The sequence below is a fragment of the Microbacterium festucae genome (assembly GCF_025421715.1).
Lineage (GTDB): Bacteria > Actinomycetota > Actinomycetes > Actinomycetales > Microbacteriaceae > Microbacterium > Microbacterium festucae.
In genome coordinates this window covers 176,754-194,028 of the sequence record NZ_JAOEFC010000003.1, presented here as the reverse complement: position 1 = coordinate 194,028, position 17,275 = coordinate 176,754, and the positions used below count along the sequence as shown (strand labels likewise).

Genomic DNA, 17,275 nt, shown 5'->3' with positions numbered 1-17,275 from the left:
GTGCTGACGCGCAGGGCGGACAGGAATCGAACCTGCAACCTGCGGTTTTGGAGACCGCTGCTCTGCCAATTGAGCTACCGCCCTAGAGGTCTGACGACCTCGGCGAGCCTGCATTTCCGCCGTGTCGGGATCGGAGGATCCGGCCCCGGGCATGGCGAAAGAATGCAGACTTCGACTGCACTTCCCAGTGTACGTCATGCCCGACCGGGCACGCGAACCGGGTCAGTACTGCTGCACGCCGTAGCGATCCGGCTCGGGGCCGCGCCGGAACTCGCGCCCCGACACCGACGTGGGCACCACCCGCACGTAGTTGTACTTCAGGGTGGGAACCCACGGGGTGAGCGGCAGGTCGTCGGCGGCGCGCACCTCGACCTCGGTCTGCAGGCGCTGGGCGTGGCCGCGCACCACGACGCTCCACGCGTCGGTGTCGGTGTAGTCGTCGACTTCGAACAGCACCTCGTCGCTGACCGTCAGCTCGGTGAGCTTCGATCCTTCCGCGGTGCGGAACACGATCGACTGTCCGTCGACGACGTAATTCACCGGGAAGATGTCGAGCACATCGCCGGCGTGGGTCACCAGCCGCCCCAGCTGCTGCACCGCCAGGTTCTCCCAGCACAGCTCATCGGTGAGGTAGGTGATGGCATCGTTCTGCATGACCCCATCCTCCTCCTCCCGGGCCCGCCGCGCACAGCGGTCCGCGGCGATTCGGGTGCGGCGCCTGCGCGGGAGGGGGCTCGGCCCCTATCGTGGGCGTCATGGAGACCGACACCCTCCCGGATGCCGCAGCTGCCCCCACCCGACCCTCTCGCGTTGCCCGCACGCTCGGCGTGCTGCGGCGCACGGCCGCCACCTGGACGCTGATCGTCGCGATCCTCGTGGTCGGCGTGATCTCGGGCGCCCTGTGGAGCCCGTTCGCCGACAGCCCGGCGCTGGGTATCTGGGGCTACGGCCTTCCCGCCCTCGAGGAGGGGCGCTGGTGGACGCCCGTCACAGGGACGTTCCTGGTCGATGCGCCGTGGGTCTACGTGCCGATGCTGCTGGGACTGGTCGGCATGCTCGTGCTCGAGTACCGCTGCGGCGCCCGCGTGGCCCTCGGCTATTTCTGGGTGGGGCAGCTGTTCGCGGTGCTCGGCGCGGCGCTGCTCATCTGGCTGGCCTCGTTCGTGACCGACTGGGACTGGGCGCAGGACATGGCGACCATACTCGACGTGGGAGCCTCGGGCGGCGCCTTCGCGTGCCTCGCGGCACTGGCCGGGCGCCTGCCGTCGCCCTGGAGGCTGCGCGCGTGGCTGGTGCTGCTGGGCGTCGTGATCGTCGGTTTCCTGTTCATCGGCAGCCTCGCCGACGTCGAACACCTGCTGGCGGTCCTGCTCGTGCTCGTCGTCGACCGCAGCTTCCAGCCGCGACGCACGACGGTGCGAGAACAGCGGCTCATCGCGTTCGTGGGACTGCTCGCCTTCGGTGCGATCTCGATCGTCGCGGCCGTCGTGCCGATCGTCGGTCCGGTGGGATCGACTGTGGCGCTGGAAGACTCGACGCCCTGGGACAACGTCATCAACACCGTTCTCGTGCTGATCGTGGCCGACGGCATCCGCCGCGCCAGGCGGTGGGCCTGGCTGGTGGCGATGGTGCAGCTGGGGCTCAACGTGCTGGCCGCCCTCCTGCTCTATGTGCTGTACCTCCTCGCCGACGACAGCGTCGTCTCGGAGACCGCCCAGCAGCTCGGGGTGACCACCGAGATCGCGACCGGTGTACTGGCTTTGTGCCTGCTCGTCTACCTCATCGTCATCCGGCGCGCCTTCCGCTGGCGCCGGAAGAGCCCGCTGGGCGCTGCTCCCTCCCCCACCCGCGACGAGGTCGCCGACATGATCCGTCAGCATGGCGGCGGCACCCTGTCATGGATGACGACGTGGGAGGGGATGGCATACGCCCGCACCACCCACGGCATCGTCGCCTATCAGCGCCGCGCCGGGGTCGCCCTGGCGCTGGCCGATCCGCTCGGACCGGCCGACACCCGCGCCCAGTCGGCGCGCGAGTTCATCGAGATGGTCGAGCACGCCGGGCTCGTGCCGTGCTTCTTCAGCGCGAGCGAACCCACGCGGGCAGCGCTGCCCGAGCCGTGGGGTGCGCTGATCGTCGCCGACGACACCATCGTCGATCTGCCGGGGCTGGCCTACACCGGCAAGCGCTGGAACTCGGTGCGCACCTCGATCAACCGAGCGGGGCGCGACGAGATCGACTTCCACCTGGGCACCCTGAAGGACGAGCCGTGGGGTGTGCAGGCGCAGCTCGACGTGATCTCGGGACAGTGGGTGGGCGACAAGGATCTCCCCGAGATGCGCTTCACGCTGGGCACGCTCGACGAGGCCGCCGACCGCGAGGCGCGCGTGGCGATCGCGAAGACGACCAAGGGCGACGTCGAGGGGTTCCTCTCGTGGCTGCCCATCTACGGCGAGGGCGCGATCCGCGGCTGGACCCTCGACCTCATGCGGCGTCGCGACGGCGGCACGTTCCCGCCGGTGATGGAGTACCTGATCGGCATGTCGGCGGTCGCCTTCCGCGACGAGGGCGCCGAGATCATGTCGCTGTCGGGCGCTCCCCTCACCCACGAGTACCCGCCCGAGGCCGACCTCATCGCCACCCTGAGCACGCGGCTGGCCGACATGCTCGAGCCCGTCTACGGTTTCAAGTCGCTGCACCGCTTCAAGCAGAAGTTCAATCCGCGCCACGAGACGCTCTTCCTGCTCTACCGCGACGCGGGCGACCTCCCCCGCATCGGGCGCGCGCTCACCGGCGCCTTCCTGCCCGACGCGACCCTGGGCCAGTTCGCCCGGGCGGGTCTGGACATCGTGCGCAAGAAGGACTGAGCCGCAGCTCACGCCCCGATGCGCACGAGCTTCTTGTTGACGAACTCGTCGGCGCCCAGCAGGCCCAGCTCGCGGCCGGTGCCGCTGCGCTTGACGCCGCCGAAAGGCAGCCCGGGCTCGTCGGCGAGCACGAGGTTCACGTAGACCATCCCCGCCTCGAGGCGGTCGGCCACCCGCTCGGCCTGGGCCGGGTCGGTGGTGAACACGTACGAGCCGAGCCCGAACGGCGTGCCGTTGGCGACCTCGACGGCCTCGTCCTCATCGGCCACGCGGTACACCACGCCCACCGGGCCGAAGAACTCCTCGCGGTACGCGTCCATGTCGGCGGTCACGTCGGTGAGCACCGTCGGCGTGAAGAAGGCGCCGTCACGGGTGCCGCCGGTCACCAGCGTCGCGCCGCCGGCGACGGCGCGGTCGACCTGCTCCTGCAGGCGCTCGGCGGCCGTCAGCGACGACAGCGGGCCCAGCACGGTGTCCTCATCGTTGGGGTCGCCGACGGTGGCCGCCGACATGGCGGCGGTGAACTTCTCCACGAACGCGTCGTAGAGGTCGTCGACGACGATGAACCGCTTGGCGGCGTTGCAGGACTGCCCGGTGTTGTCCAGGCGCGCGTCGACGGCCTGGGCCACCACCGCGTCGAGGTCGTCGGTGCTCAGCAGCACGAACGGGTCGGACCCGCCCAGCTCGAGGGCGACCTTCTTGAGGTTGCGACCGGCGATCTCGGCCACGGCCGCGCCCGCGCGCTCCGAGCCGGTCACCGAGACGCCCTGCACGCGGCGGTCGGCGATGACCTCGGCGGCCTGCTCGTTGGTGAGGCGCACGTCGGTGTAGGCGCCCGCCGGGAACCCGGCATCCGCATACATCTTCTCCAGCGCCGCACCCGACTCGGGGCACTGCGGGGCGTGCTTGAGCAGGATCGTGTTGCCCATCGCGAGGTTGGGCGCCGCGAAACGGGCCACCTGGTAGTAGGGGAAGTTCCACGGCATGATCCCCAGCAGCGCGCCCAGCGGAGCGCGGCGGATGACGGCGGTGCCGTCGCCGTCGATGGCCACCGGCTGGTCGGCGGTGATCTCGTCGATGTGGTCGGCGTAGTACTTGGTGATGTCGGCGGAGAAGTCGACCTCGCCCTCGGCGGCGGCGAGGGTCTTGCCCATCTCGCGCACGATGATGGCCGCCAGCTCGTCGCGGCGCTCGCGGTGCAGCTCGGCGACTCGGCGCAGCAGGGCGGCCCGCTCGGCCGGCGTCGAGGAACGCCCCCAGCCGCGCGCGGCCTCGGCGGCGCCGGCGACGGCCGCTTCGAGCTCGTCGGCGGTGGCGACGGGGTAGGTGGCGTGGGTCTGACCGGTGGCGGGGTCGGTGACGGCGTAGTCGCTCATGTGATGCTCCGTTTCGTGGCGAGGGATCAGTCGACGGGGAGGAGGGTGTACTTGGTCTCGAGGAACTCGTGGATGCCTTCGGCGCCGCCTTCCCGGCCGATGCCGGACTGCTTGACACCGCCGAAGGGGGCCGCCGCGTTGGAGACGACGCCCACGTTGAGCCCCATCATGCCGGTCTCGAGGCGGTCGATCATCCGGTGCCCGCGGGCGAGGTCGCGGGTGAAGACGTAGGAGACGAGGCCGTACTCGGTGTCATTGGCCAGCCGCACCGCCTCGTCTTCGTCGGCGAAGGTGGCGATGGCCAGCACGGGACCGAAGATCTCTTCGCGCAGGATGTCGCTGCCGGCGGCGACGCGGTCGATGACGGTCGGCGCGTAGAACGTGCCGGCGCCGTCGATGGCATGGGCGCCGGTGCGCACGCGGGCGCCGCGCTGCACGGCATCGGTCACCAGCTCGTCGGCCTTGGCGACGGCGCGGTCGTCGATGAGCGGACCGATCTGCACCCCGTCGTCGGTGCCGCGGCCCACCGAGAGGGCGGCGACCTTGTCGGTGAGGCGCGCCGCGAACTGCTCGGCAACATCCTCGTGCACGATGAAGCGGTTGGCGGCGGTGCAGGCCTGCCCGATGTTGCGGAACTTGGCGAGCATCGCCCCCTCGACGGCCTGGTCGAGGTCGGCGTCGTCGAACACGACGAAGGGGGCGTTGCCGCCGAGCTCCATCGACACGCGCAGCACGCCCTGCGCCGACTGGGCAATGAGCTTCTGCCCCACCGGCGTCGAGCCGGTGAACGAGAGCTTGCGCAGCCGCGGGTCGGCGATGATCGGCTCGGAGAGGGTGCCCGAGTGGGTCGTGGTGACGACGTTGAGCACCCCAGCGGGAAGCCCCGCGTCGATGAGCAGCTGCGCGAACAGCAGCGTGGTCAGCGGGGTGAGCTCGGCGGGCTTGACGACCACCGTGCAGCCGGCGGCGAGCGCCGGGGCGATCTTGCGGGTGGCCATCGCCAGCGGGAAGTTCCACGGCGTGATGAAGTAGCACGGCCCCACGGGGCGCTGCGAGACGATCATGCGCCCGGTGCCCTCGGGGTTCAGCCCGTAGCGGCCCGAAATGCGCACCGCCTCTTCGCTGAACCAGCGCAGGAACTCGCCGCCGTAGGCGACCTCGCCGCGCGCTTCTGCCAGCGGCTTGCCCATCTCGAGGGTCATCAGCAGCGCGAAGTCCTCCTTGCGCTCCTGCAGCAGGTCGAAGGCGCGGCGCAGGATGTCGGAGCGACGGCGCGGCGGGGTCGCCGCCCACTCCTCCTGCGCGGCGACGGCGGCGTCGAGGGCGCGGATGCCGTCGGCCGCGGACGCGTCGGCGATGCGCACCAGCACGTCGCCGGTGGCCGGGTCGGACACCGGGAAGGTGCCGTCGGCACCGGCCGTCCACTCCCCGCCAATGAGCAGCCCGGTCGGGACGGCATCCAGCAGGGTGCGCTCGCGTTCTGCGGCGGAGGCTGCGGAGGGGGCGGAGGTCATCGGCGTGCTCGCTTTCTGAGGCTGGGCGGGGCGTCGACGGAGAGGGTCGCACCGCGGAAGAAGTCGGGACGGAGGAAGTACTGCACGATCATCACGATGATGCCCACGACGATGATGCCGATGCCGAGCACGAACACGATGCCCACGCCCCCGACCTCGGCGCCCGAGCCGTAGGCCGGGTCCATCGAGTCGATGAGGGTCGTGACGAACAGGATCGCGAGGATCACCCCGCCCACGAGCGGGAACAGCAGCGTGAAGAAGACGTTGCGCACCGAGTCGAACCACTGGCGGCGGAAGTACCAGACGCACGCGAAGGCGGTGATGCCGTAGTAGAAGCAGATCATCATGCCGAGGGTGAGGATCGTGTCCCACAGCGTGTTCTCGCTGACCACGCGCATCACGGCGTAGAAGGCCGAGGCGACCACCGCCGAGACGACCGTGGCGAACCCGGGGGTGAAGAACCGCGGGCTCACGTGGGCGAAGGCCTTCGGGAGGGCGCCGTAGTGCCCCATCGCCAGCAGGGTGCGGGCGGGGCCGACGAAGGTCGACTGCAGCGACGAGGCCGAGCTGGTGAGCACGGCCAGCGAGACGAGGAAGGCCAGCGGACCCAGCACCGGTCCCGACAGGTGGAAGAAGACGTTCTCCTGGATCTCCTCGTTACCCAGGCCCAGGTCGCCGGTTCCCACCCCCGCGTACATGATCATCGCGACGGCCAGCAGCAGGTACACCGAGACGATCGTGACCACCGTGATGGTGGCGGCGCGGCCGGGGGTGCGCTCGGGGTCGGTGGTCTCCTCGTTCATGGTGAGGGTCACATCCCACCCCCAGAAGATGAAGATCGACAGCGACAGCCCCGCCACCAGCGCCCCGAACGACTCGATCGCGAACGGGTTGAACCACGACAGGGTGAACGGCGTGTAGTCGAAGCCGTCGCCCGAGACCGCCTCGACGATGGCGGCGACGGCGAAGAACACCAGCACGAGCAGCTGGAAGGTGACCAGCACGTACTGCAGGCGCTGGGTGGTCTGCATGTCGCGGTAGGAGACGAAGGTGGCGCCGAGCATGAACAGCAGGCACACCCCCACGTTGATCCACGTCTCCCCCGCCAGGGCGGCGATGTCGGCGTTGCCGGTGAGCTGCGACAGCAGCAGGAACAGGAAGTCCACGGCGACCCCGGCGAGGTTCGACAGCACCAGCACGGTCGCCACGACCAGGCCCCAGCCGGCCATCCAGCCGATCCACGGTCCGAACGCGCGCGCCGCCCAGGTGAAGCTCGTGCCGGCGTCGGGCATGCGGCTGTTGAGCTCGCGGTAGCCGAAGGCGACCAGCAGCATCGGGATGAAGCCGACGAGGATCACCGCGGGGATCTGCGACCCGACCGCCGAGGCCGTGGGGCCCACCGCGGCGGTGAAGGTGTAGGCCGGCGCGATGCACGAGATGCCGATGACGATGGCGCCGATGAGCCCGACGGTGCCGGCGCCGAGGCCCTTCTTGCTGAGGCCTCCGGTCTCGGGCGCCTCGCCGGTGGGCGTGGTCTCGGGAGCGCTCATCGCGCACCTCCTGCGTGGGCACGGGTGCGGGGGACGACGATCACCGGAACGGGCACCTCGCGCAGCATCTTCGCCGCCGTCGAGCCGAGGAACAGCCGGCGGGGCTGGGCGAGGCGACTGGACCCCACCAGCAGCACCTCGCCCGGCTCCCAGTCCAGACGTGCGACGGCATCCTGGATGCTGTCTCCCTCGGCCGTGACGACCTCCGCGTCCAGCGTGCCCGGGAGCGTGGCCCGCGCGGAGGCGAGCACCTCGGCGATCTCGGTGGTGCCGGCCAGGCGGATGGTGCCGGTGTCGGCGCCGACGGGCACATCGACGGGCAGCAGCGACAGCAGGCGCACGGGGGCGCCGGTGGCGTCGGCCAGCGACGCGGTGTCGTGCAGCAGCGCGTCGGCGCCCGGGCGCACGCCGATGCCCACCGTGAGACGGGTGATGCCGGTGGATGCCGGGATCTTGCGGGTGCCGCGCGGCACGAGCACGACCGGCACGTCGGAGGAGTGCAGCAGTTCGTCGGTGGTGGCGCCCAGGCGATGCCGGCCGCGGCTGGCGCCGTCGGCGGCGCCCACGACGATGCAGCGGGCCTCGAGCGCGTCGGCCACCTCGATGAGCCCTTCGGCGAACGAGTCGGCCTGCCGCACGTGGGCGTGGGCGGTGACGTCGGCGGGGATGCGGTCGATGGCCGTCGCGATCCACTGCTGGGCCTGCTCGCGCAGGTAGCGGGTGTACGACGGGTCGTGCGGGGTGATGACGCTGCGGCCCTCGCCGGGGAGCACGACGGTGACATCGAGCACCGCATCGGTGGCCTGCGCCAGCCGCGCGGCGAAGGCGAGCGCGTCGCGCCCGGCCTTGGTGGCCGAGTAGCCGACCACCACGCGGCGCGCCGGCGACGCGCCGTGCGTGTCCGCGGCCGGGGAGGTCATCCGCGCACCGGGGAGAGGATGCCGGCGGCGGCCAGGCGCCCCATCCGGATCGCGCCGTCGACGTGCTGGTAGCCGGCGCCGGCCAGGTCGCTGCACGCGAACGAGATCGGTCCGACGGGTGCGCGCAGGTCGGCGCCATAGCGGTGCAGCCCGCCCATGTCGAAGCTCGCCGCATACGCGCCGCGGGTCCACTCCTCCGAGCCCCAGTCGCTCTCGTAGTAGACGACGGTGTCCATCGCCTCGGGGCCGTAGTAGTGCGACAGCGAGGTCAGGATGCGCTGCTTGCGCTCGTCGGCGTCGAGGCGGAAGAGGTCGTCGGCGGTGCGGTCGCTGACGAAGCCGACCAGGGTGCCGCGCTCGTCGCCGTGGTTGGTGTTGTCGTAGGCCTCGTGCACGAGCTCGTAGGGGCTGAACGCGGTGCCCGAGAGGCCCTTCTCGCGCCAGAACGGGCGGTCGTAGACGGCGTGCACCTTGATGACGAACCCCATCGAGAGGTGCTGGTGCATCTGCTGCTGCAGGCGCGGCAGGGCCGGCACGAACGAGATGCGGTCGTAGAGCACGGGAGCTAGGGCCAGCACGACGTGGCGGGCGTGCACCCGCATCCCGTCGGAGATCACGGTGGCACCGGCATCCGACCATTCGATGGTGCGCACCGGCTGGCTGAGGAACACGTCGTCGCCGAGGCGCTCGGCCAGCAGCAGCGGCACCTGCTGCAGCCCGCCGACGACCCGCTTGTCGAGGATGAAGTCGGCGTCGACGAGGTTCGAGTAGCTGCCGGCGCTGGCGGCCATGAGCAGCGACTGCAGCAGCGAGAACGCGTGGGTGGGCTTGGTGAGCATGGCCGAGCCGGTGGCGAAGGCGAGGTTGCGCACCGCCTCGTCGTCGTCGGTCTGCGTGCGCAGCCACGCGTCCCACGTGATCGCGTCCCACTCGGCGGCCTTCTCGTGCGCCCACGGCCGGTCGGGGTCGATCTCGGCGACCATCTCATCCAGCCGGGCGGTGATCTCGGCGATCGCCTGCTCGGTCTCGGGCGCCACCGGGAACATCTCGCCGCGGAAGCGGTGCACCTCGCCGTCCGGTGCGACGTAGACCGAGTCGCCGTCGCGGTAGCGGCTGAAGGTGTCGAGACCGAGTTCGGCGATCGTCTCCTTCAGCGCCTCCTGATCGGGCGAGACCCACTGGCCGCCGATCTCGAGCATGGCGCCCTCGATCGTGTCGGTCCACAGCCGCCCGCCGACCCGGTCGCGCGCCTCGAGCACCGCGACCGACAGGCCCGCCTTCTTCACCTCGGTGGCGGCGGTGAGCCCGGCGGCTCCCGCCCCGATGATCACGACATCACGCGTCAGGTCGGTCATGGTGCTCCTTTGCAGAGGGTGCGCTTGCGCGGGTTCGGATGCCGGTGGCCCGGCGGTCAGGCGCGGGACAGGGCGGCGGCGACGACGTCGAGTCCTTCGCCGAGGAGGTCGTCGCCGATGGTGAGCGGCGGGAGGAAGCGGATGACGTTGCCGTACGTGCCGCAGGTGAGCACGATCACGCCCTCGGCGATGGCCGCCTTGGCGACGGCCGCGGTGAGGGCGGCGTCGGGTGCGCCGGTGGCGGGGTCGACGAACTCGGCCGCCATCATGGCGCCGTGGCCGCGCACCTCGCCGATGCGGGGGTCGGCGGACTGCAGCTGCTCGAGGCGGCCGCGCAGCAGCGCCTCGATCTCGCGGGCGCGCCCCAGCAGGCCGTCGTTCTCGAGCGCGTCGATCGCGGCGAGCGCGGCGGCGCAGGCGACGGGGTTGCCGCCGTAGGTGCCGCCGAGGCCGCCGGCGTGCGAGGCGTCCATGATCTCGGCGCGCCCCGTGACCGCCGCCAAGGGCATGCCCCCCGCGATGCCCTTGGCGGTGGTGATCAGGTCGGGGACGATGCCGAACAGGTCGCTGGCGAACATCGTGCCGGTGCGTCCGAACCCGGACTGCACCTCGTCGGCGATGAAGACCACGTCGTTGGCGCGGCACCACTCCACGATGGCGGGGAGGAAGCCGTCGGCGGGGACGATGAAGCCACCCTCGCCCTGGATGGGCTCGATGAGCACGGCGGCGAGGTTGTCGGCGCCGACCTGCTTCTCGATGATCGAGATCGCACGGGCGGCCGCCTCGGGGCCGGTGAGTCCGTCGCGCAGCGGGTACGACATCGGGGCGCGGTAGACCTCTGACGCGAACGGCCCGAAGCCCGACTTGTAGGGCATCGCCTTGGCGGTGAGGGCCATGGTGAGGTTCGTGCGGCCGTGATAGCCGTGGTCGAAGGCGACCACCGCCTGCTTCCTGGTGTACTTGCGGGCGATCTTGACGGCGTTCTCCACCGCCTCGGCGCCCGAGTTGAACAGGGCCGACTTCTTGGCGTGGTCGCCGGGGGTGAGGCGGTTGAGGGCCTCGGCCACCGCGACGTACGACTCGTACGGCGAGATCATGAAGCAGGTGTGCGTGAACTGCGCGGCCTGCGCGGCGATGGCCTCGGCCACGCGCGGGTGGGCGCTGCCCACGGTGGTGACCGCGATGCCCGAGCCCAGGTCGATGAGCGAGTTGCCGTCGGCATCCACGACCACGCCGCCGCCGGCGGCGACCGCCTCGATGGGCACGGTGTGGCCGACTCCGGCCGCGACCGCGGCGGCCTTGCGGTCGAGCAGCTGCTGCGAGCGGGGGCCGGGGATGGCGGTGACCAGGCGGCGCTCCTGCGGCAGGGTAGGTCCGCCGAGCGGGACGGTGACGGGGGCGAGGCTCATGCGGCGATCGTATGAGGCCTTCCCGGCGGCCGGCACTGTTCGCGACGTATGTCCTCGCGGGGTGCATGTACACCGCGTACAGGCGATCGGGTAGATTCGCCGGCGGAGGATCCGATGACCGAACCCGCCCCCACGCTGCGCTCGCTGCTCAGTCGACGCGACCTGGGCCTGGCCCTGGCCGACCCCGACCTGCCCGCGGGTGCCCTCGATGCCCCGCTGCGCTGGGTGCACAGCTCCGACCTCGTCGATCCGACGCCGTTCCTGGCCGACGACCTGCTCCTGCTGACCACGGGCACGCAGTTCGCCGCGGGCGACGGCGATGAGGACGACGACGCGCGCTACGTCGCCTACGTCGCCCGCCTGCAGACCCGCGGGGTGCGCGGCCTCGGGTTCGGCACCGAGGTGGCCCGCGACGGCATCCCGCCCGCGCTGGCCGTCGCGTGCCGCGAGGCGGGGATGCCGCTGTTCGAGGTGCCGTACCGCACGCCGTTCATCGCCCTCGCCCGCGCCAACGCCGAAGCCATCGCCGCCGAGGCCTATGCGCGCCGCACGTGGGCGCTGTCGGCGCAGCGCGCCCTGTCGCTGGCGGCCCTGCGCCCCGACGGCCTGACCGCCACGGTGGCCGAGCTCGCCAAGCAGCTCGACACCTGGGTCGGCCTCTACGACGCGGCGGGTCTGCTCACCCACCACACCGGCGGGCTGTCCGACGAGGTGCTCGCGGGGCTCGCGGCCGAGGTCGGCACCGTGCTGCGGCGCGGCGCCCGCGCCGGCTCGACGCTGGAGCGGGACGGCGCCCGGTTCACCCTGCAGACCCTCGGCCGCGGCGGGCATCTGCGCGGCGCGATCGTCATCGCCGGGGCCGGGCTCGACCTGGAGGGCCGCGGTGTGGTCACCTCGGTGATCGCGATGGCCGGGCTCGCGCTGGAGCAGAACGTCGGCCTCGACCGCGCCTATGCGGCGCTGCGCGCCGGGCTGGTGCAGAGCCTGCTCACCGACGACCCCGCCCTAGCCCGCCGGGTCGGGCGCGAGATCTGGGGCGCCCTGCCGCCGGCGCCCGTCGTGGTCGCCGTCGCGCAGATCCCGAGCGGTCGCGCCGATGCCGCCGCCGGGTGGCTCGAACTGCAGGCCACCGAGACGCGGGCGAGCCTCTTCCACGGGCGCGGGCCCGACGGCCTCGTGCTGGTCACCGCCGAGGGCTCCCCCGTGCCCGCCCAGCTCGCCGAGCTGTTCGAGGCCGCGGTGGGCGTGGCAGACCCGGCGCCCTACAGCGCCGTCTCCCGCGCGCACGCGCAGGCCGTCACCGCCCTGCGCCGCGCCGCACCCGGCAGCGCCGTGGCCTTCGCCGAGGTCGCCGCCACCGGCGTGCTGGCCGGGCTCGACTCCCCCGATGCCCGCGCCCGCGCCGACGCGCACCTGGCGCCGCTGCGCGCCCACGACGCCGCGCACGGCAGCGCCCTGGTCGAGACGGTGCGCGTGTGGCTGCAGCACGACGCGCGCATCGACGCCGCGGCATCCGCCCTGGGGGTGCACCGCCACACCGTGCGCGCCCGCGTCGCCCAGGCCCAGACCCTGCTCGGCACCGATCTCGGTGCGTTCCCGGCCCGCGCCGAGCTGTGGGCGGCCCTGGTCGCCACCGGCTGAGGCGACGCTGCGGCGCCTCAGCCGGTGCAGGCCGGCGCTCTCAGGCGGTCAGTCGCGCGTGGCGTGCAGCCGCGTCCACGCCAGGTGGGCGAGCGCAGCCGCCTGGTCGCCGAGCACGCGGTCGTCGAACACGACGAACGGCGAGTGGTTGACGGCCAGCGTGGCGGCATCGAGCTCGGGCGGGGAGGCCTGGAGCATGACGAACGTTCCGGGCACCTCGCCGAGCACGAAGGAGAAGTCCTCCGACCCCATGGCCGGGTTCGGCAGCACGGCGACGCGCTCGTCGCCGAACAGCTCCCGCAGCGCCGACACCGACGCCTCGGTCTCGGCCGGGTCGTTGACGGTCACCGGGTAGAGCACCTCGAAGTCGACATCCGCCGTGCACTGGTGCGCCGCCGCGATGCCCTCGGCCAGCTCGCGCGTGCGGGCGATGAGGCGTTCGACCGCGGCATCCGACAGCGCACGCACCGTGGCGCGCAGCGACGCCTTCTCGGGGATGACGTTCTGGGCGTTGCCCGCCTGCAGCATCGTCACCGAGATGAGCACCGGGTCGAACGCGTCGAAGTCGCGCGTGGCCATCACCTGGAGGGCCGTGACGATCTCGGCGAGGGCCGGGACGGGATCGGTCGCCGTGTGCGGCATCGACCCGTGTCCGCCCCTGCCGTTCACGGTGATCGACAGCGCGTTCGACCCCGCCATCACCGTGCCCGGCCGCGTGCCGAACACCCCGAACTCGCCGGGGGCGACATGTGCGGCGTACGCGGCGACGGGCTTCTCGCCCGCGGCATCCAGCACGCCTTCGCGCAACATGATCGATGCGCCGTTGCAGCCTTCTTCACCCGGCTGGAACATGAACACCACCGCACCGGGCAGCTCATCGCGGTGACCTGCCAGGATGCGGGCGGCGCCGACCACACCGGCGGTGTGGAGGTCGTGGCCGCAGGCGTGCATCGCACCGTTGTGCGACGCGTAGTCGAGCCCGGTCTGCTCGACGATCGGCAGCGCGTCCATGTCGCCGCGCAGCAGCACCACCGGCCCCGGCCGCGCGCCGCGGAGGACGGCGACCACCGATGTCGTGTCGGTTCCCCGCGCGATCTCGAGATCGAGGTCAGCGAGCGCGTCGAGCACCGTCTGCTGGGTGCGGGGCAGGTCGAGCCCCACCTCGGGGTCGCGGTGCAGCTGCCGCCGCAGCGCCTGCAGGTCGGGAAGGAGGGCCTCGCCCTCGGCGCGGAAGTCCATCGCGGTTCCTTTCACGGTGATTCAGCCCAGTGGGGTTCAGCCCAGCGCGGTGACGGCGGGGAGGGAGGGGAAGCGGCCCTGGGTGTCTTTTACGACCCGCCCGCCCTGCACGATGGCGTCGATGGCGACGGGATCGGCCAGCCCGTGGATGTCGGCGAGCGGGTCGATGTCGGTGATCACGAGGTCGGCGAGCTTGCCGGCCTCGATCGTGCCGAGGTGCTCTTCGAGACGCAGCAGCCGCGCGGCGTTGATCGTGCCCGCCTGGATCGCCGCCATAGGCGACAGGCCGAGGTCGACCATGTGCCCCAGCTCGGTGAGGTTGCGGCCGTGGGGGCAGACGCCCGAGTCGGTGCCGAGGGCCACCGGCACACCGGCCTGGATGGCCTTCGCGACGTGCTCGCGGGCGATCTTCGACCAGCGCACCTTCTTCTCGTAGAGGTAGCCGGGCACGCGCGCGGGATCGGGCACCCGCAGCGCCGAGCTCAGCGTCGGCACCAGGGTGGTGCCCCGCTCGAGCATCAGGTCGATGCCCTCGTCGTCGATCTCGTAGCCGTGCTCGATGCTGGCCACGCCGCCGCGGATGGCCTCCTTGATGCCCTCTGCCCCCTGCGCGTGCGCGGCGACCGGCTGGCCCTGCCGCCGCGCCGTCTCTTCGACGATCATGCGCACGTGACGCTCGGGCACGCCGAGATCGTGCGGGGTGTCGGACGGGCTCGACACGCCGCCCGTGGTGCAGACCTTGATGACGTCGGCCTCGGCGCGCACGAGCTGGCGCACCGTGCGCCGCACATCGTCGTCGCTGTCGATGATCGGGCTGATCTCCGGCCCGGCGGCGGGCTGCACCGGCGTGCCGTTGGGCAGATGGAAGTCGGTGTGTCCGCCGGTGGGCGACAGCGCCTGCAGCGCCAGGTGGAGGCGCGGCCCGAGGATGGTGCCGGCGGCGATGGCCGACCGGTACCCGGCATCCAGCCCGGCGAGGTCGCGGGCCGTGGTGATCCCCGCCATCAGGGTCTGACGGATCGTCGTGGCCGCCCCGAGCACCCGTTCGCTGGGGAACTCGGCCATGACCACCCGCGGGTCGGCCTCCAGCGAGAGGGCGAGGTGCACGTGGGTGTCGAAGAAGCCGGGGAGCACGGTCGCGCCCTGCAGGTCGACCGTCACGACGTCGGGGTCGGCGTCGCCGTCGCCGCGGCGGGGTCCGGCCCAGACGATGCGATCCCCGTCGATCTCGATCTCGGCGTCGACGATCGGAGCCGATCCGGTGCCGTCGATGAGCACGCCGCCGATCAGGCGCAGGCGCCCCTCAGTGGGCGGGGTCAGTGGCAGGCGGGCGGTCATGCCGACACCTTCTCTCCCACGCGCGCGGGCGCACCGGCGGCGTGTCTCTGGGGCGAACGCTGGAACAGCAGGGCGATGAAGGCCAGCACGAACAGCGAGGCGCAGACGGTCCACACCGTCGCGTACCCGCCCACGCTCGAGGCGTGGGTGGCCGGCACGAGGAACGAGGCGAGCACGACGCCGAAGACCGCGCCGGCCACGGCGCCGCCCAGCGTGCGCAGCGAGTTGTAGACGCCCGCCGCGATCCCGGTCTCATCGGCCGGGGCGAGTTCGGCCACCAGCGCGGGAAGGGCGCCCAGCAGCAGACCGGATCCCAGGCCGTTGACCACGAACGCGGCGATGACGGCGGGCAGCGAGTCGTGCAGCAGCGCGAGCACGCCGTTGCCGACGATGTTCAGCAGCACGCCGGCCAGCAGCACGTTGCGCATGCCGATCCCCCGTGCGAGGAAGGCGAACGTCGAGGCGCCGATGGCGCCGAGCAGGGCGCTGCCGGCGGTGAACAGGCTGAGCGTTCCGGGCACCAGGGCGAATCCGTAGCCGTTCACCGAGGGGTCGGCGGCGAGGAAGGTCGTGATGAGGGTCTGGGTTCCGAACAGCACCATGCCGAAGACGAACGCCGTGAGGTACACCGGCCACAGCGCGCGCGAGGCGATCAGGCGGATGTTGACGGCGGGCACCTTGGCCCGCAGCTCCCACACCACGAAGACGACGATGAGGATCACCGCACCGACCAGCAGCGCGACGGTGGCGGCATCGGCGAAGCCGACGGTCTGGGCCAGGCGCAGGCCCGAGAGGAGGGCGAGCATGAACAGTGCGAGCAGCACGAAGCCGAGCACGTCGATCTTCGGGTTGGTGCGGATCGTCGATTCGGGCACCAGCGTCCAGACGATCACGAGGCAGACCGCGACGATGACCGCCGGGATCATCAGCACGACGAGCAGGTTCGGGATCGCCGTGCCGAGCGCGCCGGCGGCCAGCCCGCCGATCAGCGCGCCGATCGTCAGCGCGGCCACGAGCATGCCGATCGCCTTGCGGGCGGTCTCGCCGGTGATGCGGTTGTGCACGAGCGCGACCTCGAGCGGGAGCCACACGGCCAGCGGCCCCATGAGCACGCGGCCCACCAGCACCAGCGTGAAGTTCGGCGCGAGGGCGATGAGCAGGGTCCCCACGAGCACGACGGCGATCGCGATGCGCAGCACGCGGCGGTGGCCGAAGATGTCGCCGAGCTTCGACAGGATCGGCACGCTGACGCCGGCCGCGAGGGTCTGCAGGGTCGCGAACCACGTGATGTCGGCATCGCTCACCGACAGGTGTCCCGCGATCGCGGCGATCAGCGGCAGGTAGTAGCCCTGGATGAATCCGCTGGTCAACTCGACGAACACGAGGAAGCCGACGACCGCCCCGACTTTGACCCGGATGGGGGCCGTGAACGTTTCTGACATGGTGTGCTCTCTCAGTGGGCGCGCGTCATTGCGCGGACGGTCCACGACGCGGCGGGGCGGCGGTCAGCGCCTGCGCGAGCTCGCGCAGGTCCTGCTCCGACACCGGCTCACGCCGAATCGTGTTTCGGTACAGGACGAATCCCGCGAGCGTGTCGAGGATCGCGTCGACATCGGTATCGCCGGGCAGCTCCTCACGCTCGATGGCGCGCGCGAGGAGCGTTCGCCCCATGTCGCGCCGCTGCGCCAGGAAGCCGCCGTCCCAGAGGATCTCGTGGACCTCGGGGGCGACCATGGCGGTGTACGGATTGTGGTTGCCCGCGTGCTGACCCTGGTTCTTCGCGTTCTGGCGGGCGTGGGCGACGAGGTCTTCGGCGATCGAGCCGGTGTCGGGGATCGCGCCGATCGTCGTTCCGTGGTTCATGGCCGCGGCGACGAGTTCGCCCTTGGTCGCCCACCGCCGGTAGATGGCGGTCTTGCCGCAGCCGACGGCGGCGGCGACCCGCTCGATGCGCAGCGCCGCGTAGCCCTGGTCCATGAGCTCGTCCAACGTCGCGGCGAGGATGTGCCCCGTCAGGTCTTCGTCCTGGGGGCGACCTCTGGTGATCCGCTGCGGCTCCGGCATGG

General features: G+C 71.8%; 13 protein-coding genes and 1 tRNA gene. 2 read left to right on the top strand and 12 right to left on the bottom strand.

Annotated features, from left to right (window positions below):
* Window positions 1-11: 11 nt before the first annotated feature.
* Together N3K63_RS11215 and N3K63_RS11210 are read right to left on the bottom strand one after the other, a co-directional pair.
* Window positions 12-84 (bottom strand) — tRNA-Trp (locus tag N3K63_RS11215).
* A gap of 138 nt (window positions 85-222) precedes the next feature.
* The gene (locus N3K63_RS11210; RefSeq protein ID WP_261580263.1) at window positions 223-654 is read right to left on the bottom strand and encodes a pyridoxamine 5'-phosphate oxidase family protein; all 432 of its coding nucleotides are present in this window, start codon (window positions 652-654) and stop codon (window positions 223-225) included.
* A 101-nt stretch (window positions 655-755) separates the two neighbouring features.
* Between N3K63_RS11210 and N3K63_RS11205 the strand changes: the two genes are divergently transcribed.
* Window positions 756-2,867 (top strand): bifunctional lysylphosphatidylglycerol flippase/synthetase MprF, encoded by a 2,112-nt coding sequence (locus tag N3K63_RS11205; protein ID WP_261580262.1) that lies wholly within the window; start codon window positions 756-758, stop codon window positions 2,865-2,867.
* 8 nt (window positions 2,868-2,875) lie between these two features.
* Here N3K63_RS11205 and N3K63_RS11200 read toward each other — a convergent pair whose 3' ends face one another.
* Genes N3K63_RS11200 through gabT form a run of 6 tightly spaced genes read right to left on the bottom strand, consistent with a single transcriptional unit; the run spans window position 2,876 to window position 10,991 of the window.
* Window positions 2,876-4,243, bottom strand: a complete 1,368-nt coding sequence (locus N3K63_RS11200) for an NAD-dependent succinate-semialdehyde dehydrogenase (protein WP_261580261.1) — start codon at window positions 4,241-4,243, stop codon at window positions 2,876-2,878.
* A gap of 26 nt (window positions 4,244-4,269) precedes the next feature.
* Window positions 4,270-5,757: an NAD-dependent succinate-semialdehyde dehydrogenase gene (locus N3K63_RS11195; protein WP_261580260.1), complete on the bottom strand. Its 1,488-nt coding sequence runs from the start codon at window positions 5,755-5,757 to the stop codon at window positions 4,270-4,272.
* Entirely contained in the window at window positions 5,754-7,307 is a 1,554-nt protein-coding gene (locus tag N3K63_RS11190; protein WP_261580259.1) for an APC family permease, read from the bottom strand. Before N3K63_RS11190 ends, N3K63_RS11195 begins: the two co-directional genes overlap by 4 nt.
* On the bottom strand, window positions 7,304-8,227 hold the full coding sequence (locus N3K63_RS11185; RefSeq protein ID WP_261580258.1) for a universal stress protein: 924 nt from the start codon (window positions 8,225-8,227) through the stop codon (window positions 7,304-7,306). Before N3K63_RS11185 ends, N3K63_RS11190 begins: the two co-directional genes overlap by 4 nt.
* A complete protein-coding gene (locus tag N3K63_RS11180; RefSeq protein WP_261580257.1) occupies window positions 8,224-9,582 on the bottom strand; it encodes a flavin monoamine oxidase family protein in 1,359 nt (452 codons plus the stop codon). The genes N3K63_RS11185 and N3K63_RS11180 overlap by 4 nt, the downstream gene beginning before the upstream one ends.
* Window positions 9,583-9,638: 56 nt before the next feature.
* Window positions 9,639-10,991, bottom strand: coding sequence for a 4-aminobutyrate--2-oxoglutarate transaminase (gabT, locus tag N3K63_RS11175; protein WP_261580256.1), 1,353 nt, complete (start codon window positions 10,989-10,991; stop codon window positions 9,639-9,641).
* Between the two features lie 114 nt (window positions 10,992-11,105).
* Between gabT and N3K63_RS11170 the strand changes: the two genes are divergently transcribed.
* Window positions 11,106-12,632: a helix-turn-helix domain-containing protein gene (locus N3K63_RS11170; protein ID WP_261580255.1), complete on the top strand. Its 1,527-nt coding sequence runs from the start codon at window positions 11,106-11,108 to the stop codon at window positions 12,630-12,632.
* 48 nt (window positions 12,633-12,680) lie between these two features.
* On the opposite strand, the gene N3K63_RS11165 is transcribed toward N3K63_RS11170, so the two are convergent.
* From N3K63_RS11165 to N3K63_RS11150, 4 genes are read right to left on the bottom strand one after another with little or no spacing between them, the layout of a single operon-like run.
* Window positions 12,681-13,871, bottom strand: a complete 1,191-nt coding sequence (locus tag N3K63_RS11165; protein WP_261580254.1) for a M20 metallopeptidase family protein — start codon at window positions 13,869-13,871, stop codon at window positions 12,681-12,683.
* A gap of 36 nt (window positions 13,872-13,907) precedes the next feature.
* Complete coding sequence (locus tag N3K63_RS11160) at window positions 13,908-15,209, bottom strand: metal-dependent hydrolase family protein (protein ID WP_261580253.1); 1,302 nt, start codon at window positions 15,207-15,209, stop codon at window positions 13,908-13,910.
* Window positions 15,206-16,651 (bottom strand): MFS transporter, encoded by a 1,446-nt coding sequence (locus N3K63_RS11155; protein WP_261580252.1) that lies wholly within the window; start codon window positions 16,649-16,651, stop codon window positions 15,206-15,208. Before N3K63_RS11155 ends, N3K63_RS11160 begins: the two co-directional genes overlap by 4 nt.
* Before the next feature lie 25 nt (window positions 16,652-16,676).
* Complete coding sequence (locus N3K63_RS11150) at window positions 16,677-17,273, bottom strand: TetR/AcrR family transcriptional regulator (RefSeq protein WP_261580251.1); 597 nt, start codon at window positions 17,271-17,273, stop codon at window positions 16,677-16,679.
* Between the last annotated feature and the right edge of the window lie 2 nt (window positions 17,274-17,275).

What these genes read in the sequence shown, in the direction of transcription:
- N3K63_RS11210 (WP_261580263.1), bottom strand. Translation starts at nt 654, where the DNA reads ATGCAGAACGATGCCATCACCTACCTCACCGATGAGCTGTGCTGGGAG.
- N3K63_RS11205 (WP_261580262.1), top strand. Translation starts at nt 756, where the DNA reads ATGGAGACCGACACCCTCCCGGATGCCGCAGCTGCCCCCACCCGACCC.
- N3K63_RS11200 (WP_261580261.1), bottom strand. Translation starts at nt 4,243, where the DNA reads ATGAGCGACTACGCCGTCACCGACCCCGCCACCGGTCAGACCCACGCC.
- N3K63_RS11195 (WP_261580260.1), bottom strand. Translation starts at nt 5,757, where the DNA reads ATGACCTCCGCCCCCTCCGCAGCCTCCGCCGCAGAACGCGAGCGCACC.
- N3K63_RS11190 (WP_261580259.1), bottom strand. Translation starts at nt 7,307, where the DNA reads ATGAGCGCTCCCGAGACCACGCCCACCGGCGAGGCGCCCGAGACCGGA.
- N3K63_RS11185 (WP_261580258.1), bottom strand. Translation starts at nt 8,227, where the DNA reads ATGACCTCCCCGGCCGCGGACACGCACGGCGCGTCGCCGGCGCGCCGC.
- N3K63_RS11180 (WP_261580257.1), bottom strand. Translation starts at nt 9,582, where the DNA reads ATGACCGACCTGACGCGTGATGTCGTGATCATCGGGGCGGGAGCCGCC.
- gabT (WP_261580256.1), bottom strand. Translation starts at nt 10,991, where the DNA reads ATGAGCCTCGCCCCCGTCACCGTCCCGCTCGGCGGACCTACCCTGCCG.
- N3K63_RS11170 (WP_261580255.1), top strand. Translation starts at nt 11,106, where the DNA reads ATGACCGAACCCGCCCCCACGCTGCGCTCGCTGCTCAGTCGACGCGAC.
- N3K63_RS11165 (WP_261580254.1), bottom strand. Translation starts at nt 13,871, where the DNA reads ATGGACTTCCGCGCCGAGGGCGAGGCCCTCCTTCCCGACCTGCAGGCG.
- N3K63_RS11160 (WP_261580253.1), bottom strand. Translation starts at nt 15,209, where the DNA reads ATGACCGCCCGCCTGCCACTGACCCCGCCCACTGAGGGGCGCCTGCGC.
- N3K63_RS11155 (WP_261580252.1), bottom strand. Translation starts at nt 16,651, where the DNA reads ATGTCAGAAACGTTCACGGCCCCCATCCGGGTCAAAGTCGGGGCGGTC.
- N3K63_RS11150 (WP_261580251.1), bottom strand. Translation starts at nt 17,273, where the DNA reads ATGCCGGAGCCGCAGCGGATCACCAGAGGTCGCCCCCAGGACGAAGAC.